Annotated in this window: 23 protein-coding genes; 12 read left to right on the top strand and 11 right to left on the bottom strand. The window is 63.7% G+C overall.

Going from position 1 to position 25,366, the window contains the following annotated elements:
* Positions 1-155: 155 nt before the first annotated feature.
* The gene (locus tag BQ8482_RS03805) at positions 156-887 is read right to left on the bottom strand and encodes an intradiol ring-cleavage dioxygenase (protein WP_123146330.1); all 732 of its coding nucleotides are present in this window, start codon (positions 885-887) and stop codon (positions 156-158) included.
* Positions 888-1,072: 185 nt separating this feature from the next.
* Between BQ8482_RS03805 and BQ8482_RS03800 the strand changes: the two genes are divergently transcribed.
* Both BQ8482_RS03800 and BQ8482_RS03795 read left to right on the top strand, forming a co-directional pair.
* The gene (locus BQ8482_RS03800) at positions 1,073-2,128 is read left to right on the top strand and encodes a CobW family GTP-binding protein (protein WP_123146329.1); all 1,056 of its coding nucleotides are present in this window, start codon (positions 1,073-1,075) and stop codon (positions 2,126-2,128) included.
* Between the two features lie 261 nt (positions 2,129-2,389).
* Positions 2,390-3,364 carry a WD40 repeat domain-containing protein gene (locus tag BQ8482_RS03795; protein ID WP_123146328.1) on the top strand — a complete coding sequence of 325 codons (975 nt, stop codon included), beginning with the start codon at positions 2,390-2,392 and terminating at the stop codon, positions 3,362-3,364.
* A gap of 11 nt (positions 3,365-3,375) precedes the next feature.
* On the opposite strand, the gene BQ8482_RS03790 is transcribed toward BQ8482_RS03795, so the two are convergent.
* Positions 3,376-3,828 carry a hypothetical protein gene (locus BQ8482_RS03790; protein WP_123146327.1) on the bottom strand — a complete coding sequence of 151 codons (453 nt, stop codon included), beginning with the start codon at positions 3,826-3,828 and terminating at the stop codon, positions 3,376-3,378.
* A 165-nt stretch (positions 3,829-3,993) separates the two neighbouring features.
* Between BQ8482_RS03790 and BQ8482_RS03785 the strand changes: the two genes are divergently transcribed.
* From BQ8482_RS03785 to BQ8482_RS03775, 3 genes are all read left to right on the top strand, one after another.
* Positions 3,994-5,376, top strand: a complete 1,383-nt coding sequence (locus BQ8482_RS03785; protein ID WP_123146326.1) for an aspartate aminotransferase family protein — start codon at positions 3,994-3,996, stop codon at positions 5,374-5,376.
* Positions 5,377-5,389: 13 nt separating this feature from the next.
* On the top strand, positions 5,390-6,811 hold the full coding sequence (locus BQ8482_RS03780) for a glutamine synthetase family protein (protein WP_123146325.1): 1,422 nt from the start codon (positions 5,390-5,392) through the stop codon (positions 6,809-6,811).
* An 89-nt stretch (positions 6,812-6,900) separates the two neighbouring features.
* Positions 6,901-7,626 carry a UdgX family uracil-DNA binding protein gene (locus BQ8482_RS03775; RefSeq protein ID WP_280178803.1) on the top strand — a complete coding sequence of 242 codons (726 nt, stop codon included), beginning with the start codon at positions 6,901-6,903 and terminating at the stop codon, positions 7,624-7,626.
* 2 nt (positions 7,627-7,628) lie between these two features.
* Here BQ8482_RS03775 and BQ8482_RS03770 read toward each other — a convergent pair whose 3' ends face one another.
* From BQ8482_RS03770 to BQ8482_RS03750, 5 genes are read right to left on the bottom strand one after another with little or no spacing between them, the layout of a single operon-like run.
* Positions 7,629-8,894: a glycerate kinase type-2 family protein gene (locus tag BQ8482_RS03770; RefSeq protein ID WP_123146323.1), complete on the bottom strand. Its 1,266-nt coding sequence runs from the start codon at positions 8,892-8,894 to the stop codon at positions 7,629-7,631.
* On the bottom strand, positions 8,891-9,394 hold the full coding sequence (locus BQ8482_RS03765) for a heme-degrading domain-containing protein (RefSeq protein WP_123146322.1): 504 nt from the start codon (positions 9,392-9,394) through the stop codon (positions 8,891-8,893). The genes BQ8482_RS03770 and BQ8482_RS03765 overlap by 4 nt, the downstream gene beginning before the upstream one ends.
* 48 nt (positions 9,395-9,442) lie before the next feature.
* Positions 9,443-10,177 carry an aspartate/glutamate racemase family protein gene (locus BQ8482_RS03760; protein ID WP_123146321.1) on the bottom strand — a complete coding sequence of 245 codons (735 nt, stop codon included), beginning with the start codon at positions 10,175-10,177 and terminating at the stop codon, positions 9,443-9,445.
* A gap of 15 nt (positions 10,178-10,192) precedes the next feature.
* Complete coding sequence (guaD, locus tag BQ8482_RS03755; RefSeq protein ID WP_123146320.1) at positions 10,193-11,521, bottom strand: guanine deaminase; 1,329 nt, start codon at positions 11,519-11,521, stop codon at positions 10,193-10,195.
* A 2-nt stretch (positions 11,522-11,523) separates the two neighbouring features.
* Positions 11,524-12,741, bottom strand: coding sequence for a urate hydroxylase PuuD (locus BQ8482_RS03750; protein WP_123146319.1), 1,218 nt, complete (start codon positions 12,739-12,741; stop codon positions 11,524-11,526).
* A 140-nt stretch (positions 12,742-12,881) separates the two neighbouring features.
* Between BQ8482_RS03750 and BQ8482_RS03745 the strand changes: the two genes are divergently transcribed.
* The 3 genes from BQ8482_RS03745 (at position 12,882) to BQ8482_RS03735 (ending at position 16,177) form a co-directional block, all read left to right on the top strand.
* Positions 12,882-13,802 carry a LysR family transcriptional regulator gene (locus BQ8482_RS03745; protein ID WP_123146318.1) on the top strand — a complete coding sequence of 307 codons (921 nt, stop codon included), beginning with the start codon at positions 12,882-12,884 and terminating at the stop codon, positions 13,800-13,802.
* Between the two features lie 87 nt (positions 13,803-13,889).
* On the top strand, positions 13,890-14,915 hold the full coding sequence (locus BQ8482_RS03740) for an LLM class flavin-dependent oxidoreductase (RefSeq protein WP_123146317.1): 1,026 nt from the start codon (positions 13,890-13,892) through the stop codon (positions 14,913-14,915).
* Complete coding sequence (locus BQ8482_RS03735; protein ID WP_123146316.1) at positions 14,912-16,177, top strand: LLM class flavin-dependent oxidoreductase; 1,266 nt, start codon at positions 14,912-14,914, stop codon at positions 16,175-16,177. Before BQ8482_RS03740 ends, BQ8482_RS03735 begins: the two co-directional genes overlap by 4 nt.
* Before the next feature lie 57 nt (positions 16,178-16,234).
* Here the strand turns inward: BQ8482_RS03735 and xdhC are convergent, their stop codons facing one another.
* The 4 genes from xdhC to uraH form a co-directional block, all read right to left on the bottom strand.
* Entirely contained in the window at positions 16,235-17,224 is a 990-nt protein-coding gene (gene xdhC, locus BQ8482_RS03730) for a xanthine dehydrogenase accessory protein XdhC (RefSeq protein ID WP_123146315.1), read from the bottom strand.
* A gap of 75 nt (positions 17,225-17,299) precedes the next feature.
* On the bottom strand, positions 17,300-19,648 hold the full coding sequence (gene xdhB / locus BQ8482_RS03725; protein ID WP_123146314.1) for a xanthine dehydrogenase molybdopterin binding subunit: 2,349 nt from the start codon (positions 19,646-19,648) through the stop codon (positions 17,300-17,302).
* Between the two features lie 217 nt (positions 19,649-19,865).
* Positions 19,866-21,347, bottom strand: coding sequence for a xanthine dehydrogenase small subunit (gene xdhA, locus BQ8482_RS03720; protein WP_123146313.1), 1,482 nt, complete (start codon positions 21,345-21,347; stop codon positions 19,866-19,868).
* Positions 21,348-21,350: 3 nt separating this feature from the next.
* A complete protein-coding gene (gene uraH / locus BQ8482_RS03715) occupies positions 21,351-21,725 on the bottom strand; it encodes a hydroxyisourate hydrolase (protein ID WP_095493926.1) in 375 nt (124 codons plus the stop codon).
* A gap of 174 nt (positions 21,726-21,899) precedes the next feature.
* Here uraH and puuE point away from each other — a divergent pair, with 174 nt between their 5' ends.
* From puuE to BQ8482_RS03695, 4 genes are read left to right on the top strand one after another with little or no spacing between them, the layout of a single operon-like run.
* On the top strand, positions 21,900-23,333 hold the full coding sequence (gene puuE / locus BQ8482_RS03710; protein ID WP_123146312.1) for an allantoinase PuuE: 1,434 nt from the start codon (positions 21,900-21,902) through the stop codon (positions 23,331-23,333).
* A 45-nt stretch (positions 23,334-23,378) separates the two neighbouring features.
* Positions 23,379-24,227, top strand: coding sequence for a bifunctional allantoicase/(S)-ureidoglycine aminohydrolase (locus BQ8482_RS03705; RefSeq protein ID WP_425294067.1), 849 nt, complete (start codon positions 23,379-23,381; stop codon positions 24,225-24,227).
* Entirely contained in the window at positions 24,224-24,727 is a 504-nt protein-coding gene (locus tag BQ8482_RS03700; RefSeq protein ID WP_123146310.1) for an ureidoglycolate lyase, read from the top strand. The genes BQ8482_RS03705 and BQ8482_RS03700 overlap by 4 nt, the downstream gene beginning before the upstream one ends.
* Entirely contained in the window at positions 24,727-25,320 is a 594-nt protein-coding gene (locus BQ8482_RS03695) for a nucleoside deaminase (RefSeq protein ID WP_123146309.1), read from the top strand. The genes BQ8482_RS03700 and BQ8482_RS03695 overlap by 1 nt, the downstream gene beginning before the upstream one ends.
* The last annotated feature ends 46 nt before the right edge of the window (positions 25,321-25,366 follow it).

Raw genomic sequence — 25,366 nt, 5'->3', positions numbered from 1 at the left:
GATCAAACAGATCCGGCTTTGCAAAATAGCTTTGCCGGCAAGCAATGCGATGCCCGCCGTGGCTAATGCCAGAAGTTTATTTCAGTTAGATGACAAACGACTTTTCAGTGCAGGTTGAAGCTTTCCGCAGGAGCGACGCACACGCGAAACGAGACTCATGCAGCCTTTACTGCGACGATCATCAGGGCCTGATAGTCGTCCGCCACCTCGCGCAGCGCCGCCTGCGACAGCGGCCCGGCGCGCCGCGCGATACCGTCCCTGGCATTCGGCGTATCCCGCCTGCCGGACCGATCGGTGTAGGGCGCGACAGTGGTGAATATCTGCTCGCTCAGGCTGTCGGGGAAAAACAGCTGGCCGGTCATCACCGAATTGTCATCGGGGAAGACCTTGAAGTGGATGTGGGTGGTGCGGCCGCGATACCAGCCGGGATAGATGGTGGTGAACGAGACGATGCCGGTGTCATCCGCCTTCTGCCAGCCGCGCAGAAAACTCTGGCCTGACGTATCGACATCCTGGCCGTCGCCTTGTCCCGGATAGCCCGAATAATGGCCTTGCGCGTCGCAATGCCAGATGTCGACGCGCGCGCCGGCAAGCGGCCGGCAGGCCGCGTCGACGACCTGCAGCCGCACATTGAGGCCAATGCCCGCTTTGCCTTCGGTGATATCGGCGCGTTCGAGCTTCGGGTCGAAATAGAACGGCCCCTCGGTCGCTTCCGGCGTGATCGCGCAGACGCCGGCACCGCTATCGAACAGGGCAAGCCCGGCATAGGGCGAGGCCTGCTGAGCCATCGCGATGCCCGGCAGAAAGACGCCGCCGCCCGCGCTGACGGCAATGAGGGCGAGCGCCTGACGCCGGCTCAAAGGCAAGGAGGACGGTTTGTCGGACATCCGGCACCTCTTCTGGTTCTTCTGAGCAAGCGACCTAGGCAGTGAGACCCGCCAGCGCCAATGAAGTCCAGCGATGTTGGGAAAGTCCGGCAATGTTGGCGAACTGTTTGGCCCATCGGTTTGCCGCGTGCAAAAGCACGGCGCACATCCTATATGGATCCAACAATCCCTTTTCGAGGCCCAACATGAGCGATGCACAGACGACGCAGATCCCCGTAACCGTTCTCACCGGCTATCTCGGCGCCGGCAAGACGACACTGCTCAACCGCATCCTTTCGGAAAACCACGGCAAGCGCTACGCCGTCATCGTCAATGAATTCGGCGAGATCGGCATCGACAACGAACTGATCGTGGAATCCGACGAGGAAATCTATGAGATGAACAATGGCTGCGTCTGCTGCACGGTGCGCGGCGACCTGATCCGCGTCGTCGAAGGCCTGATGCGCCGGCCAGGCCGCTTCGACGCCATCGTGGTCGAGACGACCGGCCTCGCCGATCCGGTGCCGGTGGCGCAGACCTTCTTCATGGACGAAGACGTGCGCTCCAAGACCAGGCTCGACGCGGTCGTGGTGCTGGTCGACGCCAAGCACCTGCCATTGCGGCTGAAGGATTCCCGCGAAGCCGAGGACCAGATCGCCTTTGCCGATGTCGTCGTGCTCAACAAGACCGACCTCGTCACGCCGGAGGAACTGAGCAAGGTCGAGGCGACGATCCGCGCGATCAACCCGGCGGCCAGGATCCATCGCACCACTCGCGCCGGCCTGGCGCTGTCGGAGGTGCTCGACCGCGGCGCCTTCGATCTTTCGCGGGCGCTGGAGAACGATCCGCATTTCCTCGAGGCGCATGACGACCACGATCATCATCATCACGACCATCACGATCATGACGGGCATCATCACCATGACGGGCACGACCATCACGCACACCCTTCCGATATCCATGACGTGACGGTGCAGTCGGTGTCGCTGCGCGGCGGCGAGATGGACCCGAAGAAATTCTTCCCGTGGATCGAGAAGGTCACCCAGATGGAAGGCCCGAACATCCTGCGGCTGAAGGGCATCATCGCGCTCAAGGGGGATGATGAGCGCTATGTCATCCAGGGCGTCCACATGATCATCGAGGGCGACCACCAGCGCGCCTGGAAGGACGGGGAGAAGCACGAGAGCCGGCTGGTCTTCATCGGCCGCGAGCTCGACGCCGAACGGCTGAAGATGAGTTTTGAGGCCTGCCAGGCCGCTTGATTTCCAGGCCTTATAACGCTAGCGCTGCCGCTTCTTTCCTTCTCCCCTTGCGGGAGAAGGTGGCCGAGCGAAGCTCGGTCGGATGAGGGGTGTTCCAGCTTGGCAACGACGGCACTCCGTCCAGCACCCCTCAACCGTCTTGGCGCTGCGAGCCAATCCTCCTTCTCCCACAAGGGGAGAAGGAGAGCTGCACCTACCCGCGCTGGCGGCTCCCGCGCGGGGGTAGACGACCAGCCGAAATCTCGAATGGAATAGTCTCACATGCCGACAGTCGCCCCGCTTGATCTCCAGGGACATTGTATCGCCGCCGTTTTCCTTGGCGACGTACCGCATTTCGCGCTGGCCGACGGCACAATCCATCGGCTGGACCATGGCCACAAGACGGCGCAGGCTAATGACGGGCTGCTCGCCGCCTTCCACGATGCGGCCAACGACCGGCTGATCACCGGCGGCGAGGACGGCAAGATTTTTTCCGTTACCGCCGGCGGCGATGCGGCGGAGCTGGCAAGCGCCGGGAAAAAATGGATCACCAGCGTCGCGGCTGGACCACAAGGCGCCGTCGCCTATGCCTCCGGCAAGTTCGCTTTTGTGCGCTTTGCCGACGGCAAGACTAAGGAATTCATGCATCCGCGTTCGGTCGAGGGGCTGGCGTTCTCGCCCAAGGGCATGCGCTTTGGTGTCGCCCGCTACAATGGCGCGACGCTGCATTTCCCGGCGGCGAACGGCAAACCGGTCGAGCTGGAGTGGGCCGGCGCCCATACCGGCATCACCTTCTCGCCCGATGGCGCCTTCCTCGTCACCACCATGCAGGAGAACGCGCTGCATGGCTGGAAGCTGGCCGACGGCAAGCACATGCGCATGAGCGGCTATCCCGGCAAAGTCAAAAGCCTGTCGTGGAGCGCCAAGGGAAAATGGCTGGCCAGTTCCGGCGCGCCGGCGGCGATCGTCTGGCCTTTTTCGGGCAAGGACGGGCCGATGGGCAAGGCGCCGCTGGAGCTCGGTACGCGCGGCAACGCCATGGTGACCTCGGTCGCCTGCCATCCCAGCCAGGATGTCGTCGCCGTCGGCTATGACGACGGCATGGTGATGGCGGTGCGTTTCGCTGACGCCAAAGAGGTGCTTCTGCGCCGACCGGGCAAGGGCGCCATCACCTCGATGATGTGGGATAGGGAGGAACGCCGCGTCGCCTTCGGCAGTGCCGCCGGCGACTGCGGCGTCATCGACATTTCCGCATAACCGGGAGTTCTCTACTCGGCCCCGCAGGAGACTTTGCCGGTCAACGCGGCAGGCATGCCATCGCCACCCGTGTCAGCAGTGCCCTCATAGATGGCGAGCGAATAGCGCCCGTCATAGGTGCCTTCTTCACTGGACTTGGTCACGATCGTCAGTTCGACAGAGCTGTAGGTGTTTGCGACCTCGTGCTCGCGATAGACGAGCAGCCGCAATTCCTTGCCGTCGAGCCAGTATTGCGTGAGGTTGGAATCCTCGAACACTGTCTTGCGCAAATCGTCGCCGACGGGTCTGCCGAGAATTTCGAGATCGCCCCGGAAATTGAACGTTGGACCGCCCATGCCTCTGGTGACGCCGGCTTCTACCTGGAATCTCACCGCTGCATCCTCGGCCGAGCACCAGATGCCGCCGGTGGCGAAGGCCGAGCCGGCCGATAACAGCAGCGTTGTTGCACAGAAGATCGTCCGCATCTTTCTTCCCCCAGCCACAAACCCTATCCGCATAGATGCTGGAGGATGCCCTCAGGTCAAGCGCCCGTCCTCTTCACCGTGGCCACTGAACCAATGCAGCGCAGCTGTCCGGCCAATTGCGGTTCCGGACGCCGATTGGCAAAGTGACGCATGAGAGGGACCTTCATGCATACAATCGACCATTTAAAGACTTCCATCGGCGGCATCAGCGCCGCCTGCATCGCCGATCTGCGCGAGACCGAGGCCGAAGCCTTCCGCAAGGCAAGGCCGAAATCGGCAGCCAAGGTCGGCAACGGCCTGCCGGGCTTCTTCGGCGGCGTGCCGATGCACTGGATGAACGACTGGCCGACGCCGTTTCCGATCCTGGTCGACAGCGCCAGAGGCGCCACGATCACCGATATCGACGGCAACCGGCTCGACGATTTCTGCCTCGGCGACACCGGCTCGATGTTCGGCCATTCGCCGCCGCCGGTCGCCCGCGCCATCCGCCGGCAGGCCGGGCGCGGCCTGACTTACATGCTGCCTTCCGAGGATGTGCGCGCCATCGGCCCGTTGCTGCAACAGCGCTTCGGCCTGCCGTTCTGGCAGATCGCGACGACGGCGACCGATGCCAATCGCTTTGCGCTGCGCGTCGCCCGCACCATCACCGGCCGCGAAAAGATCCTGGTCTTCAACGGCTGCTATCACGGCTCGGTCGACGAGACGATGGTGCGGCTGGTCGACGGCAGACCGGCCAACCGGCCGGGACTGGCCGGCGAATTCCGCGACCTGACCCGGGCAACCGATGTCATCGAGTTCAACGATGTGCCGGCACTCGAGGCCGTGCTCCGGGATAAGGATATCGCCTGCGTCATCACCGAGCCAGTGCTGACCAATTCCTGCATGGTGCTACCCGACCCTGGCTTCCACGAGGCGCTGCGGCGTCTCACCCGCGCGGCCGGCACCCTGCTGCTGATCGACGAGACGCACACGATTTCGACCGGTCCGGGCGGCTACACCGGAAGACACGGCTTGGAGCCGGACCTGTTCGTGCTCGGCAAGCCGATCGCCGGCGGTGTGCCGGCCAGTGTGTGGGGGATGAGCGAAGACGTCGCCACCCGCTATGCCGCCTATAACAGGAGCAAGGAACCAGGCTATTCCGGCATGGGCACGACGCTCTCGGCCAATCCGCTGCAATTCGCGGCAATGCGCGCTACGCTCGAAGACGTGATGACCGACGAGAATTACAACGATATGGACCACCTGGCCCGGCGGCTCGACGCCGGGCTGACCGCCGTCATCGACCGTTACCGCCTGCCGTGGCATGTTGCCCGAGTCGGCGCCCGCGTCGAGTTCATCTGCGCGCCTGGCCCGCTGAGGAATGGCGGCGAGGCGGAAACAGCGCACGCGCCGGCGCTCGAAGCGGCTATCCATGTCGCGCTGGTCAATCGCGGCGTGCTGATCGCGCCGTTCCACAACATGATGCTGATCTCGCCGGCGACCAGCGCCACCCAGGTCAACCGCTTGATCACCGCCTTCGGCGCGGTTGCGGCAAGGCTCGCGGCATGAGACAAGCTTGCGTATGAGAGAAGCGCACAAGCAAACTCTGAACGCCATCATCGCCTCCCCTTCGGGCTCGACGCCCGCTGAGGCGCAAACCTTTCTCGACGCCTATCCCGAGATCGAAGCGTTCGACATCGTGCTGACCGACGCCAATGGCGTCGGGCGTGGCAAGATCGTGCGCCGGCACGAGTTGATGAGCATCTTCGAGGGCGGCCGGCATATGCCGACCTCGATCCTCGGCCTCGACATTACCGGCGAGGACGTGCACGAGACGGGACTGATCTGGACGACCGGCGACGGTGATCTCAGAGCATGGCCGATTCCCGGTACGCTGGTACCGCTGTTCGGCACACAGCCGCCGCGCGGCCAGGTGCTGATGGCGATGTACCATCTCGACGGTCAGCCCATGTCCTCCGACCCGCGCCTGGCGCTGGGCCGTCAGGTGGAGATACTGGCGGCCAAGGGCCTGTGTCCGGCCGGCGCCTTCGAACTCGAATTCTTCCTGCTCGCCAACGAGCGCGACGCCGACGGCAAGGTGCAACCAGCGCACGCAGTGCTCGACGGCCGACGCTCGGCCAAGACCGAGGTCTATTCCGTCGACCATCTGCACGGCATGGAGCCGCTGTTTTCCGACATCTATGCCGCGGCCAAGGTGCAAGGCATCCCGGCGGAGACGGTCATTTCCGAATATGCGCCCGGTCAATACGAGCTGACGCTGAATTATCGCCAAGATGTGATCCGCGCGGCCGACGACCTCGTCATGCTGAAGCGGCTGGTGCGGGCACAGGCGCGCCGCCACGGCGTCACCGCTTGCTTCATGGCCAAGCCGATCGAGAAATATGCCGGTTCCGGCATGCATTTCCATGTCTCGCTGCAGGACAAGGCCGGCAAGAACATCTTCGCTGAGGCCAGCGGCGAGACTTGGTCCTTGCCGCTGCTGCGCGGACTGGGCGGCCTCATCCAGACCATGGCCGAATCGATGCTGGTGTTTGCGCCGCATGCCAATTCATGGCGGCGTTTTGTTTCGCAATCCTATGCGCCGGTGGCGCCGACCTGGGGCGTCAACAACCGCTCGGTGGCATTGCGTGTGCCGGCAGGCGATGCGAAAAACCGGCGCATCGAGCACCGGCCGTCGGGCGTCGACGCCAACCCTTATCTGGTGGCGGCAACTGTGCTGGCCGGCATCACTAAGGGCCTCGACGAAGGCCTCGATCCCGGCCCCGAAACCACCGGCAATGGCTACGAATCAGCCGTGACACGGACGACAATGCCGGTGGACTGGCGCGCGGCGATCGAGGCGGCAAGGGCCTCGACATTCCTCAAAGGGGCACTGGGGGAAGACCTGCACCGGACATTCGTGGCAATCAAGCAATCCGAATATCTGCGGGTGGCGCGCACGGTCAGCGAACTGGATTATCACCTCTATCTGCACGAGGTGTGAGGCGATCGCATCGGCGGTCATTCTCCCAGCGAAAGCCTGGGGTCCGGGCTATTTGAAGGAACCTTTCCGGGGTTTCGCTCATTCCGCATCTGATCGCAGCTGCGGACAAGGCCGCATCAGCCATGATTGCCAGGATGCAGACAACTCCCGCGCCGCACCACGCCAAGGTGCAGGCAAGACGCTGGCCCAACCGTGAATTGCCTGAGACGGCGGAAGACGATGGCGCAAGCACCATTCCCGAACTCAGCGAAGTGGCGAAGGCCTGCCGTCGCTGTCCGCTGTGGCGCAACGCGACGCAGACCGTGTTCGGCGAAGGGCCTGATAAAGCCAAGGTGGTTTTCGTCGGTGAACAGCCTGGCGACCAGGAAGATCTGGCCGGCAAACCCTTCGTCGGGCCGGCCGGCAAGGTCTTCGATGCGATCCTTGACGATGCCGGTGTCGATCGGCTGAAAGTCTATGTCACCAACGCGGTCAAGCATTTCAAATTCGAGCCGCGCGGCAAGCGGCGCATCCACTCCAAGCCGAATGCCGGCGAGGTGCAGGCCTGCCGCTGGTGGCTCGACAAGGAGCTCGATCTGATCAAGCCCAATCTGGCTGTGGCGCTCGGCGCAACGGCTGCGCAGTCTCTGCTCGGCAAAGTTGTGCCGATCATGAAGATGCGCGGCGCGGTCGTGGAGCGCGAGGATGGCTTGCGTGTCTTCGTCACAATCCACCCGTCCTTTATCCTGCGCATCCGCGAGCCGGCGGACAAACAGGCCGAACGCGAGCGGTTCCTGAAGGATATGAAGGCGGTGAAGACGCTGATGGCTGCATGAGCCTATCTGATCAATATGGCCCGGAGATCATTGACGTTCGTCCCGGTCGGGCCGGGCACGAAAAGATCGCCAATGGCATTGAATGCCGTCCAGGCATTGTTGCCGGCAAGCATCGCCTTGGCATTGACGCCTGCCGCCCGCATCCGCGAAACCGTCGAACCGTCGGCAAAGGCGCCGGCATTGTCCTCCGAACCGTCGATGCCATCGGTGTCAGCGGCCAGTGCATGGACGCCCTCCATGCCGCTGATGCCGATGGCGAAGGCGAGCAGGAATTCCGAGTTACGGCCGCCCCGGCCTTTTGACCGCAAGGTCACCGCCGTCTCGCCGCCCGACAGGATCAGCACAGGCTTCGGGAAAGGCCGGTTGCGCGCCGCCACCTCGCGCGCGATCGCGGCGTGGACACCGCCGACCTCGCGCGCCTCGCCCTCAATAGAATCGGAGAGGATGACCGCCTCGATACCTTGGCGCCTGGCTTCGGCCGCAGCCGCCTCCAGCGACACGCCGGCCGAGGCGATCAGATGCACTTCGTTGCGAGAAAAACGCGGTTCGGCGGCACGCGGCGCATCTGCGGCCGGCGAATTGATATGCGCCATCACCGCAGCCGGCAGTTTCATGCCATAGGCGGCGATCGATGCCAGCGCCTCTTTGCGACTGCCCGAATCGGGAACGGTCGGGCCGGAGGCAACCAGCGCCGGATTGTCGCCGGGAATGTCGGAGACCACCAGCGACACCACCTTTGCCGGATAGGCGGCTGCCGCCAGCCTGCCGCCCTTGATCGTGGAAACATGCTTGCGAATGGTGTTCATAGCAGCGATCGGTGCGCCGGAGGCAAGCAGCGCCTCGTTGACGGCGATCTCGTCGGCCAGCGTCAGATTTTCGGCAGGCGACGGCAGCAGCGCCGAGCCGCCGCCTGAGATGAGCGCCACGACCAGATCGTCCGCGGTCAGGCCCTGCACCTTTTCGAGCAGCCGGCGCGAGGCTTCGAGACCGGCGGCATCCGGCACCGGATGCGCCGCCTCAATGATCTCGATGCGCTGGCAGGTCGCGCCATAGCCGTAACGGGTGACGACCAGCCCTTCTATCGGCCCGTCCCACACCCTTTCGAAGGCCGCAGCCATTTGCGCCGAGCCTTTGCCAGCGCCGATGACGATGGTGCGCCCTTTCGGCGTTGCCGGCAGATGATCCCTGATGGTCCTCTGGGGATCGGCGGCGGCGACGGCGGCATTGAAGATGGCGGTGAGGAAGGGCTTGGGATCGAGCGCGGTCATTTTGCTTCCGGCGGCAGTGCCAACTCACGCCCGTCGACGCCGAGATGGCTGCACAGCGCATCGACGACGACGCCGTGATCCTCGCGCTCCGGCAGGCCCGAGACCGCGATCACACCGATCACACCGGCGCCTTTGACCGTGACGGGAAAGCCGCCGCCGGCCAGCACGTAGTCTGATATATCGAGCCCCTCGCCCGGCTTGAAGCTGCGGTCGGGACGCTGCTGCTCCAGCACCATGCGGTAGGTGCTTTTCAGGAACCGCCGCACCACGTTGATCTTGCGCCGCGCCCAGTCCGGATTGGAAGCGTTCGAGCCTGGCATTGCCGCGTAGAACAGCGGCCGGTCGAAGGTCCTGATGTCGACGATGATCGGCAGGTCTTCGGCTAGCGCCCGGTCGCGGATCGCCGAGCCGATCTTGAAGGCGACAGCCTCGTCGAAGACGGGGAAGACAAGCGTAGCTTCCTGTTTCTTGATCAGAGCGATGTCGTCCGCAACGGCCATGTCGTTCCCCTGTCAATTCGCACGCTTTGACCGATGGCTGCCGCCGGGTCAAGCCTCGGATCCTTCACGCGGATCCGTCTCCAGCGCCAGATCGACCGCGGCCTCGGCATGAAGAACCGTTACGTCGAAGGCTGGCACAGGATAGTCGTCCGTGTCGAGCAGAAGCGGCAGTTCGGTGCAGCCGACGATGATCGCTTCCGCGCCCCGGGCCTGGAGATCACGCGCCATTTGCAGGAGCGCCGCCTTGGAGGCGTCCTCGACGGCGCCCAAGGTCAACTCGTCAACGATGATCCGGTGCAGAGCGGTGCGCTGCTCCTGCGGCGGCGTGATCACGTCCAGGCCATGACGGTCCCTGAGCCGTTGCCTGAAGAAATCCATCTCCATCGTGTATCTGGTTCCCAAAAGTCCGACGCGCGAGAAACCCCCGTTGCGGATCGCAACTGCAGTCGGATCGGCCAGATGGAGCAACGGGATACCAATCGCCGTCTCAACCTGATCTGCAACCGAGTGCGGGGTTACCGCTGTGATTATCACGAAGTCTGCCCCGGCTCTTTCCAGGCACCGGGCGGCCTCGGCAACTCTTTCACTGACTCTATCCCATCGCCCCATGGAAGCCATGGTGTTAAGTTCGTCGAAATCGAGCGTGAACAGCACGGAGCGCGCATTGTGATGGCCGCCGAGGCGGCGATGTGCGGCCGCGTTCAGCAGCCGATAGTAGAGGGCGCTGGACTCCCAGCTCATCCCTCCGACCATTCCGATCAGCTTGGACTGGCGCAGTGTCATGCTTGAACCCACAGATTACTTCATGGCGACGTTAAGTCCCAGGTCGCATTTCATCGCACGTCCGGCGACATAAACCTCGCGCACGGCGCGATCGTCGCCCAGCGTCTGCAGCAGAAACAGCTCCTCGGCCAGCGTGTCCGCCGTCTCCATCCGCAGCCGCATGGCCGGCGTGGCGCGGGCATCGAGGACAACGATGTCGGCATCGCTGCCTTGGTCGAGCGTGCCGATCCTTTCCACGATCGACAGCGCCTCGGCATTGCCGCGGGTGAGCTGCCAGAACGACTGGAACGGGTTGAGTTTTTCTCCGTTCAGGGCGATCGCCTTGTAGCCCTCGTCCATGGTGCGCAGCATCGAATAGTTAGTGCCGCCGCCGACATCGGTGGCGGCCGCGATCCGAAGAGCTTTTTCACGCGTGCGGTAGCGCTGATAATCGAACAGGCCCGAACCGAGGAACAGGTTCGAGGTCGGGCAGAACACGGCCACCGAGCCCGTGTCCGAAAGCGCATCCGCCTCGCGTTCGGACAGATGGATGCAGTGGCCGAACAGGCTTTTGCGCCCGAGCAGCCCGTATTGCTCGTAGACATCGGTATAGTCGTGTGCCTGCGGGTAGAGTTGCAGCGTAAAGGCAATCTCGGCGTGGTTTTCCGACAGATGCGTCTGCATGTGCAGATCAGGATGTTCGCGGCAGAGCGCGCCCGCCATCTCCAATTGCTCGGGTGAGGAGGTGATGGCGAAGCGCGGTGTGATGGCATAGTGCTGGCGCCCCTTGCCGTGCCACTCGGCGATCAGCGCCTTGCTGTCGTCATAAGCCGATTGCGGCGTGTCGAGCACGCCCTCCGGCGCGTTGCGATCCATCATCACCTTGCCGGCGACGTTGAGCATGTTGCGGTCATGCGACTCGGCGAAGAACGCTTCGGCCGATTCCCTGTGGACCGAGCAATAGGCGGCGACTGTCGTCGTGCCGTGGCGCACCATCTCGTCGAGGAACAGCCTGGCGATGCGGCGGCCATGCTGGGCGTTCTGGAATTTGGTTTCCTCGGGAAAGGTGTAAGTGTTCAGCCAGTCTAGCAGCTCGGCTCCGTAGGAAGCGATAACCTGCATCTGCGGAAAATGCGCATGCGCGTCAATGAAGCCCGGCAGCAGCAAATGCGGGCGGTGGTCGATCTTTTTTACGCCTTCATCAGCCTTTTTCTCGACCTCGGCATAGGCGCCTGCGGCAACGATCCTGCCGTCGCGGAGCAGCAGGCCGCCGTCATCCTCGTAGCGCCAGGCGGAATGGTCGTCGACGGTCTCAGGCCAGCGCAGGAAGGACAGCGTGCGGCCGCGCAGGAGCGTGCTGGTCATGCTTATTTCCCCGCCTCCTCGAACCATGCCACCAGCAGCGCCCGCTCCTTTTCGGTGATATGGGTGACGTTGGCGGGCGGCATCGCGTGGCTGCGGCCGGCCTGCAGGTAGATCTCGCGGGCTTGCTCGGCGATACCGGCGTCCGTGTCGAGCATCACACCTTTCGGCGCGTGATAGATGCCCTCGTAGGATGGCTCCTGCGCATGACACATCGAGCAGCGGCCAAGCACCGTGTCGCGCACTGCGGGAAAGTGCGCCGAGGCGACATAGACCTGTGCCGCCGAGGACGCCTTGACGTCGCCGGTCAGCACTTTCGGCACCGTTGACAGCCAGATAATGATGACGAACAGGACGGCGGCAGCCAGCCAGGTCCAGGTCGGGTTACCCTTGCGCGCATGCATGGTGTTGAAATAGTGCCGGATCAACACGCCGATGGTGAAAACCAGCGAGGCGATTACCCAGTTGAACTCGGTGCCGAACGCCAGCGGGTAGTGGTTCGACAGCATCAGGAACAGAACGGGCAGCGTCAGGTAATTGTTGTGCAGCGAGCGCTGCTTGGCGATCTTGCCGTATTTCGGGTCGGGCTTGCGGCCGGCGATCAGGTCGGCGACGACGATCTTCTGGTTCGGAATGATGACCATGAAGACATTGGCCGACATGATCGTCGCGGTGATGGCGCCAAGATGCAGGAAAGCGGCGCGGCCGGTGAACAGATGGGTAAGACCCCAGGCGATGAACACCAGCACGCCATAGAGCACCAGCATCAGGCCGGTGTCGCTCCTGCCAAGCGGCGAACGGCATAAGAGATCGTAGACCACCCAGCCAACGCCGATCGTCGCCAGCGACAGCAAGATGCCTGTAGGCACCGACATGGCAAGCACGTTGGGATCGATCAGGAAGAGGTCCGCCCCGGCATAGTAGACGACGCACAGCATGGCAAAGCCCGACAGCCAGGTGGCGTAGGATTCCCATTTGAACCAGGTCAGGTGCTCGGGCATTTCGGCCGGCGCCACCAGATATTTCTGGATGTGGTAGAAGCCGCCGCCATGCACCTGCCATTCCTCGCCGAAGGCGCCGACAGGCATGCCCGGACGCTGGCGCAAGCCAAGATCGAGCGCGACGAAATAGAAGGACGAGCCGATCCAGGCTATGCTGGTGACGACATGCAGCCAGCGCACGGCGAAACTCAGCCAGTCCCAGAAAATCGCGAAATCCATCATTGAAAAGTCGTCCCTGCCGATCGGGTGACTTTACGGACTGGAGCGCAAACGGAAAGGGCCGAGCTGCACGATGACTTTCAAAAAAAATTGGAAAATACTAGGGTTATCCCTACGCAGCCGCATGAGAGCCCTAAAGCCGCATGGCCTATCTCGACAACATCGCCGTCTTCGTCCGCGTCGTCGAGCTCGGCAATCTGTCGGCGGCGGGCCGCGACATGCGCATCTCGCCGGCGGTCGCTTCCAACCGCATCAAGGAACTCGAGAAGCACCTTGGTGTCAGGCTGTTCAACCGCACGACGCGGCAATTGATGCCGACCGAGCACGGCACCGTGTTCTACTCCGGCGCCAAGCAGGTGCTGGAAGCCATTACCGAGGCGGAAGCCGCGGTCAGCGCCTTGTCCGGCCAGCCGCGCGGCACCATCAAGGTGACAGCGCCGCTCGGCCTCGGCCGCCGGCTGGTGGCATCCGGCATCCCGGATTTCCACGACAAATATCCTGATATCGAGGTTCGGCTGAGGCTTTCCGACCACAATGTCGACATCATGAAGGAAGGCATTGATGTCGCCTTCCGGCTGGGCATCATCGAGGATTCCAGCCTCAGGATGCGCGGCATCATGGAGTGCGAACGGGTGCTGGTGGCGGCACCGAAATATCTGGAGGCGCGCGGCGAACCGAACGAACCGCAGGAACTGATCGGCAAGAAACACGACTGCCTGATGCTGCGCTACGCCGGCGCGCGCGAATATGTGTGGACGCTGCAGATGGCCGACGGCCCGCGGAAATTCGAAGTGCACGGGCCCTATGACACCGACGATGGCGACGTGCTGACCGGCTGGGCGCTGTCCGGCCGCGGCATCATCAACAAGCCGCGCTTCGAGGTCGAGCCGTTCATCCGCGATCGGCGGCTGAAGGTGATCCTGCCAGACACCCCGCCGACACCGGTGCAGTTCGCCGCCGTCTACCCGCACAAGAAGCTGCAGGACCCGAAGGTGCGGCTGCTGCTCGACTTCATGGCCGAGCGGTGCCAACGGCTGATCAAGGATATTCTGGCAGGCAAGTGACGGCTTGCTGGACCAGCGCAACCGGTTGCCATCCCTGGAGGCGGCGAACATAGTTCTGGTAGAACTTTCGCCTTGCAAGGACTATCGATGGGCAACGGCCCCACAATGCATCTCGCCGTTTCCTTGTTGCCGGGAAATGCTCCTTCCAGCGAGCCGCCAGCCGGCGGCGCGGATTTCAGCCTTCTGGCGCGGTTCTTGCAAAAAGCCGAAGCAGCCGGGCTGGACATGGTGCTTCTTGCCGATTCCGCGCCAGCTGCAGGCGGCGACGCACCGAACCGGCAACTGCCCTTCGAAGCGACGACCCTGCTGGCGGCGCTGGCGACGGTGACCAGCAGGATCGGCCTCGTCGCCGCGGCATCGACGGTCGCCCACCAGCCCTACAATCTCGCGCGCCGTTTCGCATCGCTCGACATCATCAGCCATGGTCGTGGCGGCTGGAACGCGACGATGATGCAGGATCCGACCGAGGCGGCCAATTTCAGCCGGCCAGAAGGGTTTTCCGGCGACGATTTTCGCCGACGCGCCGAGGAATTCATCGGTATCGTGCAAGGCTTGTGGCGAGGCTGGGATGCGGATGCCCTGCTGTTCGACAAAAGCGAAGGCCGCTTCTTCGATCCCGAAAAGATGCACCTGCTCGACCACAAGGGCGAGTTTTTCTCTGTGCGCGGGCCGCTGAACGTTGCACGCTCGTCGCAGGATATGCCGGTGCTCGTCATGTCAGGCCTGTCGGAGCCCGACATGGAAATCGGTGCCCGCGTCGCCGATGTCATCCTGCTGGACGAGCCATCGATCACGGGCGCCAAGGCTGACGATCTGAAGCGCCGCGCTCTTGCGTTCGGGCGTAGCCCCGGCGCGATAAAGGTGCTGATGAACGTCGCGCCGGGTGCTGAAATGGCCGCCAGGCCGGACGTTATCGCGGACAGGCTCGAAGAGTCCTTCCGGTCGAAAAGCTGCGACGGTTTCAACATACTCATGCCGCCGCTCGAGTCTGTGCTCGACAATTTCGTCGACCTCGTACTGCCGGAGCTTCGTCGCCGCGGCCTTCTCCGGTCGGATTATCCCGGCGCGACGCTGCGCTCCCATCTCGGACTGGCCGGGGAGGAGGGACAATGACCGCCCGTCAGATGAAGCTCGGCGCCTTCCTGTGGGCAACAGGCCACCACATTGCCGCCTGGCGCCATCCGCAGGCGCATGCGACGGCGGGGGTCGACATCGACCATTACGTCCAGCTGGCGCGGACGGCGGAGGCGGCGAAATTCGACCTGTTGTTCTGCGAGGACGCCGCCGGCGTGCGCGAGGCCAATGTCAACATTGCCAGCCAGACGTCACGCTCGATCGGGTTCGAACCCATCAGCCTGCTTGCGGCTCTCGCGGTCCAGACCAGCCGCATCGGTCTCGTCTCCACGGCGTCAACAAGCTACAACGAGCCTTACGGGCTGGCGCGGACTTTTTTGTCGCTCGACCATCTGAGCAGCGGCCGTGCCGGCTGGAATCTCGTCACGTCCGCCAGCCACATCGAAGCCGCCAATTTCGGTTCAACCGGCCTGCGCCCCCATGCTGACCGTTATGAGCGCGCGCGTGAATTCGCTGGCGTGGTTACCGCACTCTGGCGAGGCAAGCTCGACGGGGTTTCCGGACCTGGTCACGACAGCAGAAGCTTTTCAGTGCGCGACCCGCTCGACCTGCCGCGCTCACCTCAAGGCGCACCGGTGATGGTTCAGGCGGGGGCATCGGACGAGGGCCGGGATCTCGCCGCCCGAACCGCTGATGTCGTGTTCACGGCGGCGCAGACATTCGAGGAGGCGAAGGCCTTCTACACCGATCTCAAGAGGCGTCTGGCGACCTATGGGCGCGAACCGGACGACATCAAGATCATGCCGGGCGTCGGGCCGATCGTCGCGGCAACCGAAACGGAAGCCAGGGCCAAGCATGAGGAGCTGCAAGAACTGATCCCCGACGATGTCGGCGTGGCGCTGCTTTCCAGCTATCTCAGCATTTCCGATCTATGGCGCTACCCCATAGACGGGCCGCTGCCGCAGCTGCCGGCCAGCGAAGGCATGCAGAGCCGGCAGGCGCTGGTCATCGAGCAGTCGCGCCGGGACAACCTTTCGATTCGCCAGCTTGCCCGCCATTTCGCCGGCGCGCGTGGTCACTGGCGCGTCGTCGGAACGCCTGCCCAGATCGCCGACGAGCTCGAGGCACGCTTCGAGGGCGGCGCGGCCGACGGTTTCAACGTCATGCCGTCTTACTTCCCTGGTGAGCTCGATGCATTTGCCACACTTGTCGTACCGGAGCTGCAGCGGCGCGGCCTGTTCCGCAAGGACTATGAGGGCCGTATGCTGCGCGACCATCTGGGCTTGAAACGACCGAAGTGAGCAGCAGGCTATGGAAGTTCGCCTGCACGAAAATGCAGCTCGGCGGGATACCAGCCGTCAGCCGGCCATCGCTTTGCGACGAGAGGCGGGGTGCGGAGCGGCTGGTGCGACGGCATGCGCGGCCAGCGCCGTCATGATCTCGGCCGCCGCAACTGCCGCGATCACCTGCGGGCGCTTGTCCTTGACTGCATTGCCGCCGATCGGCGAGACGAGGCGGGCAAATTCCGCCTCGCTTCCGTCCGCCGACTTCAGGAACCAGCTCCTGAAGGTCGCCTTTTTGGTCTTCGAGCCGATCATGCCGACATAGGCGGCATCCCTGCGTTTCAGCGCCTCGGCGACGATCAGGAAATCCAGCGCGTGGTCGTGGGTGAGGATGACGAAGGCGGCGCCAACAGGCGCATTCCGCACCATCGACTCAGGCATAGGCGTCAGACAGGTTTCGACCGTGTCCGGCATGCCCTCCAGCGCCTCGGCCCGCGTCTCGACAACGACGACACGTACCGGCAGCAAGGCCACCGCCGAAGCCAGCGCGTGGCCGACATGGCCGCCGCCGAAGATGTAGACATGCGGCAGCTTCGCTTCCTCGGCTTCCGCCGCCGCAACCAGCTCTTGCGCCAACGCCTTATCGACCAACCGGATCGACACCTCGACCCTGCCGCCGCAGCACTGGCCGATTTCCGGCCCGAGCGGGATGTCGAGCGTGGCGCGGATATCCCTCCCTCTTGAGGGGAGGGTGGCGGCGAAGCCGTCGGGTGGGGTCGCCGCGGCAGTGCTCGACGCTTTGGCGGTGCCTCCTGAGACGACCCCCTCTGGCCGCTCCGCGGCCATCCCCCCCTCAAGGGGGGAGAAAAGCAGCTGCCGCGCCTTATCGATCGCCATGAATTCGAGTTGTCCGCCGCCGATCGTGCCAAAAATCGCCGCGCCCGAGACGAGCATGAAGGCGCCCTTCTCACGCGGCGTCGAGCCTTTTGTCCCGGTCACCTCGACCAGGGCGACCCGGCCGCCGCCGGCAAGAAAGGCTTTCAGGCTTTGCACTTTCGAAGTCATGTTTCGCTTTCCCTATCGGGAAATATAGAGTTTTCGGCCCGGATTGCACGTGTTGCCCGATTTCTGTGATCTGACTCAGGTGCCGGTCTTGGCTTCCCGCTTCAGCTGTTCGATCGCCATCAGCACCCGCTCCGGCGTCGCCGGCGGGTCGAGGCGCGGGCAAATCCGGTGGTCGGCAACGCTTGCCACCGCATCCGACAACGCATGCAGCACCGACATGCCGAGCGGGAGCGGCGGCTCGCCGACCGCCTTCGAGCGGTGCACCGTCGGCTCGTGTGCCTCAGGCCAGTCGGCCAGCGTCACGTTGAAGATCTTCGGCCGGTCCGAGGCGAGCGGAATCTTGTAGGTCGACGGCGCATGGGTGCGTAGCCGGCCCTTGTCGTCCCACCACAGTTCCTCCGTCGTCAGCCAGCCCATGCCCTGGATGAAGCCGCCCTCGACCTGGCCGAGGTCTATGGCGCGGTTCAGCGAGCGGCCGGTCTCGTGCAGGATGTCTGTGCGCTCGACCATGTATTCGCCTGTCAGCGTATCGACCGAGACTTCCGAGCACGCGGCACCATAGGCGAAATAATAGAAGGGACGGCCCTCGCCCTTGTCGCGGTCCCAGTGGATTTTTGGCGTCTTGTAGAAGCCCGCCGCCGAAAGCTGGATGCGCGCCATATAAGCCTGCCTGACGAGATCGGCGAAGGCGATTTCCTGGTTGCCGATGCGCACCCGGTTGGGCAGGAATAGCACTTGGTCGCGCGGCACCTGATATTTCTCGGCGGCGAAATTGGTCAGCCGCTCCTTGATCTGCCGGGCGGCGTTCTGTGCCGCCATACCGTTGAGATCAGAACCGGACGATGCGGCGGTCGCCGAGGTGTTCGGCACCTTGCCCGTTGTCGTCGCGGTAATCTTGACCTGGTCGAGGTCGATCTGGAATTCTTCCGCCACCACCTGCGCCACCTTGACGTAGAGGCCCTGCCCCATTTCGGTGCCGCCATGGTTCAGATGCACCGATCCATCGGTGTAGACATGCACCAGCGCGCCGGCCTGGTTGTAGTGCGTGGCAGTGAACGAGATCCCGAACTTGACCGGCGTCAGCGCCAATCCACGCTTGATGAAGCGACTGTTGGCGTTGAAGGATTCGATGGTGCGGCGGCGCCTTGCATAGTCGCAACTTGCCTCCAACTCGGCGACGATGCGGTGGACGATGTTGTCCTCGACCGTCTGGTGGTAGGGCGTGACGTTGCGGTCGCTGGCGCCATAAAAGTTCTTCTTGCGAATCTCGAGCGGGTCCTTGCCGACGGCAAAGGCGACCTCTTCGATGACACGCTCGGCGCCGACCATGCCTTGCGGCCCGCCGAAGCCGCGGAAGGCGGTGTTCGACACGGTGTTGGTGTAAAGCGGCGCCGACTGAGCATGAACCGCTGGCCAGAAATAGGTGTTGTCGCAATGGAACAGCGCACGGTCGGTGACCGGGCCTGAAAGGTCCGCCGAGAAGCCGCAACGCGCCGCGAACATAAAGTCGACGCCGAGAATATTGCCCTCGTCGTCGAAGCCGACCTCATAATCGACGAGGAAGTCGTGGCGCTTGCCGGTGGCGATCATGTCGTCGTCACGGTCGGGCCGGATTTTCACGGCGCGATGATGTTTCTTCGCGGCGATAGCGGCCAATACTGCAAACTGGTTGCCCTGCGTTTCCTTGCCGCCGAAAGCGCCGCCCATCCGGCGGATCTCGACCGTGACGGCATGGCTCGGCACGCCGAGCGCATGGCTGACCATGTGCTGGATTTCACTCGGATGCTGGGTCGAGGAATAAATCGTGACGTCCTGATCCTCGCCGGGAATGGCCATGGCGATCTGGCCTTCGAGATAAAAATGGTCCTGGCCCCCGATGCGCATTTTTCCCTTCAGCCGGCGCGGCGCCGCGTTGATCGCAGCCGCGGCATCGCCGCGCCTCAGGGTCAGCGGCGGCGTGACCAGCTTGTCCTTCCTGGGATCGAGGACGCCGATGTCGGTGACGAAAGGCGATTCCTTGTATTCGACCTTGGCCAGCCTTGTGGCGCGGCGCGCCTGCTCGCGGGTTTCGGCGATGACGCAGAAGATCGGCTGGCCGAAGAACTGCACCTCGCCGTCGGCCAGCACCGGTTCGTCGTGACGGCCGGTCGGCGAAATGTCGTTTTCGCCCGGCACGTCACTGGCCGTCAGCACGTCGACGACGCCGGGTGCTGCACGCACCGCCGACAGGTCCATGCTGGTGATGGTGGCGTGCGTGGCCGTCGAAAGCCCGAGGCAGCCATGCAGCGTGCCTGATGATTCCGGCATGTCGTCGATATAGACGGCCGTGCCGCGGACATGCTTGTGCGCGGAATCATGGCGCTGGTCGGTGGCAACGCCACCAGCGATTTTCTGTGCCCTGAGGTTGGGAGCGTGGCGGGTCATGGTGCGCCTCTCCTCCCTTCTCCCCGTGGACGGGGAGAAGGTGGCCCGAAGGGCCGGATGAGGGGCAGCGTTGACGTTGACGAGCTTGCGAACATCGATCGAGGACGGCGCCGCCCCTCATCTGCCTGCCGGCATCCTCTCCCCGTAAACGCGGAGAAGAAGGACGCTACTCGCGATCGTTCGGCTGTTTGTTTGCCTGAGGTGACATACAAGTTCATCACGCCGCCTCGTGGCGCGATATCTGGATCGGCGCCTTGGTGCCGCTGGTCTCGGCGAAGAACCGCAACAGCAGGTTCCGCGCCGCCAGCGCCCGGTATTCGGCGCTCGCTCGCATGTCGGTCAGCGGGGTAAAGTCTTTGGCGTACTCGGCCATCGCCGTCTCGACCGTCGCCTCCGTCCAGGGCTTGCCAAGCAGCGCCTCTTCAACTGCGGCCGCCCGCTTCGGCGTTGCCGCCATGCCGCCATAGGCGATGCAGATATCCGCCACCGTGCCGTCGCCGGCCAGGGTCAGCAGGAATGCGCCAAGCGCTGCGGTGATGTCCTCGTCACGGCGCTTGGTGATCTTGTAGACGGCGAATTTCGTGTCGCTGCCCGGCACCGGGACATGCACGGCCTCAACGAACTCGCCCTGCTGCCGATCCTGCTTGCCATAGGCGATGAAGAAATCTTTGAGCGGGATCGCCCGCCGCTTGTTGCCGCGGCGCAGCGTCAACCGCGCACCCAAAGCGATCAGCGGCGGCGGCGTGTCGCCGATCGGCGAGCCGTTGGCGATGTTGCCGCCGATCGTGCCCATATTGCGCACCTGGTCGCCGCCGATGCGATCGAACAGCGGCCCGAGCGCCGGTATGCGCTTCGCCAATATTGAGAAAGCTTCGGTATAGGTGACACCAGCGCCGATCGAGATGATGCCCTTATCCTCGGAAACCGCGCAGAGCCCGTCGAGATTGCCGATGAAGATCGCCGGCCCAATATCGCGCATATGCTTGGTCACCCAAAGGCCGACATCGGTCGAACCGGCAACGATGGTGGCGCCCGGCTCCTTGTCGAGCACGGCGGCGAGGTCGTCGGCATCGGCCGGCACGACCAGGCGCTGCTTGCCGGCGCCGATCTCGATGCGCGCACCGTCTTTCATGGCCGCAAGCTTCTCGGCGATCGCCTTGCGCTCCGCCGCCAACGGGTCCGTTGCCGCCTTGCCATAGGTGGAGATGGCACGAGCGGCGCGGACGATCGCCTCGTAGCCGGTGCAACGGCAGAGATTGCCCTGCAGCGCCCTTTCGATGGCTGCATCCGAAGGCTCAGGCGACCGCATCCACAGGGCGTAAAGCGACATGACGAAGCCCGGCGTGCAGAAGCCGCATTGCGAGCCGTGGAAATCGACCATCGCCTGCTGCACAGGGTGCAGCCTATCGCCGTCGCCAGGCAGATGCTCGACGGTCACGACATGCGTGCCATCGAGCGAACCGAGGAAGCGGATGCAGGCGTTGACGCTTTCATAGACCAGCCGGCCGGCTGAGAGCCTTCCAACCAGGACGGTGCAAGCGCCGCAATCGCCCTCGGCGCAGCCTTCCTTGGTGCCGCGTAGCGTGCGCTCGAGCCGCAGCCAGTCGAGCAAGGTCTCGTCGGGCGCGACCGTGCCAAGTGCGACATCCTCGCCGTTGAGGATGAAGCGTATCTCGCTGCGTGTTTTGAGCCTCGTCATGTCTCAGCTCCCCCGATAGGTCGAATAGCCGTAGGGGGATATAAGCAGCGGCACATGATAGTGCACCGGCTCGGCCATGCCGAAGCGGATCGGCACGCTGTCGAGGAAGGCCGGTTCCGGCAGCCTCAATCCCTGCCGGCGCAGATAGTCGCCGGCGGCGAAGACCAGCTCGTATTCGCCGGTGCGGAATTCCGCGTCCGCAAGCAGCGGCGCGTCACAGCGGCCGTCGGCATTGGTGACCGCTGTCTTCAGATGCGTCCGCATGTCGTCGTTGATGCGGTAGAGCTCGATCGACAGGCCTGCCGCCGGCCGGCCGGTCGCGGTGTCGAGGACATGGGTCGTCAGACGTCCGCCTTCGGCTTTCGACGTTTCCGCCACTGGCTGCTCCCATTCCCGGTACACTCGAACATATTTGACGAATTGTGCGCCAATTAAAGGCGATGCATAAGTCCCGGTCGAGCGGAGTGCTGCAAAAACACTTTCAAAATTTTCTGGGGAATGCGCAAGCAGCCCTTTCGACTATCCTGATCACACCATCCGGCAGGAGCGATAATGCGTTACGAACGAGACATGCGCGGCTATGGCGCCAATCCGCCGGATCCGAAATGGCCTGGCGGGGCGCATGTCGCGGTGCAGTTCGTCGTCAACTACGAGGAAGGCGGCGAGAACTGCGTCCTGCATGGCGACAAGGCTTCGGAAGCCTTCCTGTCCGAGATCGTCGGCGCCGCACCCTGGCCCGGCCAGCGCCACTGGAATATGGAATCGATCTACGAATATGGCGCGCGCGCCGGCTTCTGGCGATTGCTGCGCCTGTTTACCGAGGCTGAGGTGCCGGTCACCTGCTACGGCGTCGCCACAGCGCTGGCGCGTTCGCCCGACCAGGTCGCGGCTATGCAGGAGGCCGGCTGGGAGATCGCCTCGCACGGGCTGAGATGGATCGACTACCGCGATCATGCGCCGGAAGACGAGCGCCGCGACATGGAAGCGGCGATCCAGCTGCACTATGAGGTGACCGGGGCACGGCCGACCGGCTGGTACACCGGCCGCACCTCGATCAACACCGTGCGGCTGGCGGCGGAAGAAGGCGGCTTCGACTATGTGTCGGACACCTATGACGACGAACTGCCCTACTGGTTCGAGCATGACGGGCCGTACGGATCGGCGAAGCCGCAGCTCATCATCCCCTATACGCTCGACGCCAACGACATGCGTTTCGCCACGCCGCAGGGCTTCAACTCGGGCGACCAGTTCTTTGCCTATCTCAGGGATAGTTTCGACACGCTCTATGCCGAGGGCAAGGCAGGGCGGCCGCGCATGATGAATATCGGCCTGCACTGCCGCCTCGTCGGCCGGCCGGGCCGGGTCGCGGCGCTGAAGCGTTTTGTCGACTACGTCAAATCGCATGACAGGGTCTGGCTGGCGCGGCGCATCGACATCGCCAGACACTGGCAACAGACCCATCCGTTCCGGCCGCCGGCGCTGCGTCCGTCGAAAATGGAATTCGAGGCCTTCGTCCAGGCTTTCGGCGGCGTGTTCGAGCATTCGCCGTGGATCGCCGAGCGCGCCTTCGAACTGGAACTCGGCCCGCCGCATGACAGTGCCGGCGGCCTCCATAATGCATTGTGCCGTGTCTTTCGCGGCGCCAGCGACGCCGAGCGGCTCTCCGTGCTCAACGCCCATCCCGACCTTGCCGGCAAATTGGCGCAGGCCAAGCGGCTGACAGCGGAATCGGCCAGGGAACAGGCTTCCGCCGGGCTCGACGCGCTGACCGACGACGAGCGCGAGCTGTTCTCCAAGCTCAATGCCGCCTACGTCACCAGTTTCGGCTTCCCCTTCATCATCGCGGTGAAAGGCAAGACCAAGGCGGAGATCGTGGCTGAGTTCGAGACGCGCATCGGCAACAGCCAAGACGTTGAATTCGAAACCGCCTGCAAACAGGTCGAGCGCATTGCGCTGCTTCGCCTCAAGGACATGCTTCCGCAATAGGCTTGGCTTCCGCAATTAGGCTTTGAACTGATGGATACGATGAAAATGGCCGACCGAACCTATTACGCGCCGCAGGGCGGCCACCCCGGCCAGAGTGAGCTGCTGACCGGCCGGGCCGTCTTCACCGAGGCCTATGCCGTCATTCCAAGGGGGGTGATGCAGGACATCGTCACCAGCGCCTTGCCATTCTGGGACAAGACCCGCGTCTGGGTGCTGTCGCGCCCGCTGTCGGGGTTTGCCGAGACGTTCTCGCAATACATAGTCGAGGTCGCACCCGGCGGCGGCAGCGATCGGCCGGAACCGGATGCCGGCGCCGAGGGCGCTTTGTTCGTGGTCGAGGGCGAGCTGACCGTTTTGCTGGCTGGCGAGAAAAATGTCCTGCAGCCGGGTGGCTTTGCTTTCCTGCCGCCGGCCAGCGGATGGACCGTTCGCAACGAGAGCGATGAAGCTGTCCGCTTCCACTGGATCCGAAAAGCCTACGAGGCCGTTGAGGGCATAGATACGCCGCAAGGCTTCCTCGCCAACGAACAGGACATCGCGCCGACGCCGATGCCCGGCACCGACGGTCGGTGGGCGACGACGCGCTTCGTCGATCCTGAAGACATGCGCCACGACATGCATATCACCGTCGTCACGCTCGAGCCGGGCGCGGTCATCCCCTTCGCCGAGACCCATGTCATGGAGCACGGCCTCTATGTGCTGGAAGGCAAGGCGGTCTATCGCCTCAACCAGGACTGGGTCGAGGTCGAGGCCGGCGACTATATGTGGCTGCGCGCCTTCTGCCCGCAGGCCTGCTATGCCGGCGGTCCGGGAAAATTCCGTTACCTGCTCTACAAGGACGTTAACCGCCACGCCAAGCTTGGCGGCGCCGGCGTCGCGAGGCGCACGCCATGAGCCGCATTGTGGCGCGCCCGCTGACCCGCGAGAACTTCGCTGAATTCGGCGACGTCATCGATATGGGCGGCGAAAACCACTACCCGATCAATGGCGGCAGAGCGGAGCGCTACCATGACCTCGCCACCGTCGAAGCGCAGGGGCCGAATGCGCGCGTGCTGATCTCCATGGTGCGCGGCACGCCTTACGAATTTCCGCTGAAGCTGACCATGGTTGAGCGTCACCCGTTCGGCAGCCAAGCTTTCATCCCGCTGTCGCCACGGCCGTTCCTGGTCATCGTTTGCGATGATGGCGACGAAGGTCCGGGCGAGCCGCACGCCTTCATCACCGCGCCTGGGCAAGGCGTCAATTACCCCCGCAATCGGTGGCACGGCGTGCTGACACCGATCGGCGAGGTTCAGGATTTTCTCGTCGTCGACCGCGGTGGCGACGGCTCCAATCTCGAAGAGTGCCATTTCTCGCACGCCTACGAGATCGACCTCCCCGACGGGAGCCAGTGATGGTCGACGTCTCGCTGATCGACCGCCTGCTCGACGTCATCGAGCATGACATCCTGCCGAAGACGGCCGAAGGCGTCGCCCATGGCAACAAGCTGTTCGGCGCGGCGATCCTGCGCAAGGACGACCGCTCTCTGGTGCTCTCCGAAACCAACAACGAGACGGAAAATCCGCTCTGGCATGGCGAGGTGCACTGCCTGAAGCGGTTCTATGAAATGCCGAAGGCCGAGCGCGTCGACACCAAGGACGCCATTTTTCTCGCCACGCACGAACCCTGTTCGCTCTGTCTGTCGGCGATCACCTGGACCGGCTTCGATAATTTCTACTATCTGTTCAGCCACGAGGATTCGCGCGACAGCTTCGCCATCCCGCATGACCTGAAGATCCTGAAGGAGGTCTTCACCCTCGACCCCGGCGGCTACAATGCCGAGAACGCCTATTGGAAGAGTTTTTCGATCCGCAAATTGGTGCGGTCGTTGCCCGAAGCCGAGCGCCAGCGACTGGAAGCACGGATCGGCACGATCGCCGCGCGCTACGACGAACTGTCCAATACCTACCAGGCGAGCAAGGCCGAAAACGACATTCCGCTGAGTTGACGCGGATTGACCAGCTGAATTCGTTGGCTGGCCCACGACGCGGCAG

Source organism: Mesorhizobium delmotii (assembly GCF_900149755.1).
GTDB classification, from domain to species: Bacteria; Pseudomonadota; Alphaproteobacteria; order Rhizobiales; family Rhizobiaceae; genus Mesorhizobium; species Mesorhizobium delmotii.
The sequence above is the reverse complement of the archived record's forward strand: the minus strand, read 5'-3'. Positions and strand labels throughout refer to the sequence as shown.

Excerpts from the sequence above, each read along its gene's own strand:
- BQ8482_RS03770 (WP_123146323.1), bottom strand. The coding sequence starts at position 8,894 with ATGACCGCGCTCGATCCCAAGCCCTTCCTCACCGCCATCTTCAATGCC.
- BQ8482_RS03705 (WP_425294067.1), top strand. The coding sequence starts at position 23,379 with ATGGCCGACCGAACCTATTACGCGCCGCAGGGCGGCCACCCCGGCCAG.
- xdhC (WP_123146315.1), bottom strand. The coding sequence starts at position 17,224 with ATGACTTCGAAAGTGCAAAGCCTGAAAGCCTTTCTTGCCGGCGGCGGC.
- xdhB (WP_123146314.1), bottom strand. The coding sequence starts at position 19,648 with ATGACCCGCCACGCTCCCAACCTCAGGGCACAGAAAATCGCTGGTGGC.
- BQ8482_RS03695 (WP_123146309.1), top strand. The coding sequence starts at position 24,727 with ATGGTCGACGTCTCGCTGATCGACCGCCTGCTCGACGTCATCGAGCAT.
- BQ8482_RS03765 (WP_123146322.1), bottom strand. The coding sequence starts at position 9,394 with ATGGCCGTTGCGGACGACATCGCTCTGATCAAGAAACAGGAAGCTACG.
- puuE (WP_123146312.1), top strand. The coding sequence starts at position 21,900 with ATGCGTTACGAACGAGACATGCGCGGCTATGGCGCCAATCCGCCGGAT.
- BQ8482_RS03785 (WP_123146326.1), top strand. The coding sequence starts at position 3,994 with ATGCATACAATCGACCATTTAAAGACTTCCATCGGCGGCATCAGCGCC.
- BQ8482_RS03750 (WP_123146319.1), bottom strand. The coding sequence starts at position 12,741 with ATGATGGATTTCGCGATTTTCTGGGACTGGCTGAGTTTCGCCGTGCGC.
- BQ8482_RS03795 (WP_123146328.1), top strand. The coding sequence starts at position 2,390 with ATGCCGACAGTCGCCCCGCTTGATCTCCAGGGACATTGTATCGCCGCC.
- BQ8482_RS03790 (WP_123146327.1), bottom strand. The coding sequence starts at position 3,828 with ATGCGGACGATCTTCTGTGCAACAACGCTGCTGTTATCGGCCGGCTCG.
- guaD (WP_123146320.1), bottom strand. The coding sequence starts at position 11,521 with ATGACCAGCACGCTCCTGCGCGGCCGCACGCTGTCCTTCCTGCGCTGG.
- BQ8482_RS03805 (WP_123146330.1), bottom strand. The coding sequence starts at position 887 with ATGTCCGACAAACCGTCCTCCTTGCCTTTGAGCCGGCGTCAGGCGCTC.
- xdhA (WP_123146313.1), bottom strand. The coding sequence starts at position 21,347 with ATGACGAGGCTCAAAACACGCAGCGAGATACGCTTCATCCTCAACGGC.
- BQ8482_RS03760 (WP_123146321.1), bottom strand. The coding sequence starts at position 10,177 with ATGACACTGCGCCAGTCCAAGCTGATCGGAATGGTCGGAGGGATGAGC.
- BQ8482_RS03780 (WP_123146325.1), top strand. The coding sequence starts at position 5,390 with ATGAGAGAAGCGCACAAGCAAACTCTGAACGCCATCATCGCCTCCCCT.
- BQ8482_RS03740 (WP_123146317.1), top strand. The coding sequence starts at position 13,890 with ATGGGCAACGGCCCCACAATGCATCTCGCCGTTTCCTTGTTGCCGGGA.
- BQ8482_RS03745 (WP_123146318.1), top strand. The coding sequence starts at position 12,882 with ATGGCCTATCTCGACAACATCGCCGTCTTCGTCCGCGTCGTCGAGCTC.
- BQ8482_RS03735 (WP_123146316.1), top strand. The coding sequence starts at position 14,912 with ATGACCGCCCGTCAGATGAAGCTCGGCGCCTTCCTGTGGGCAACAGGC.
- BQ8482_RS03700 (WP_123146310.1), top strand. The coding sequence starts at position 24,224 with ATGAGCCGCATTGTGGCGCGCCCGCTGACCCGCGAGAACTTCGCTGAA.
- BQ8482_RS03800 (WP_123146329.1), top strand. The coding sequence starts at position 1,073 with ATGAGCGATGCACAGACGACGCAGATCCCCGTAACCGTTCTCACCGGC.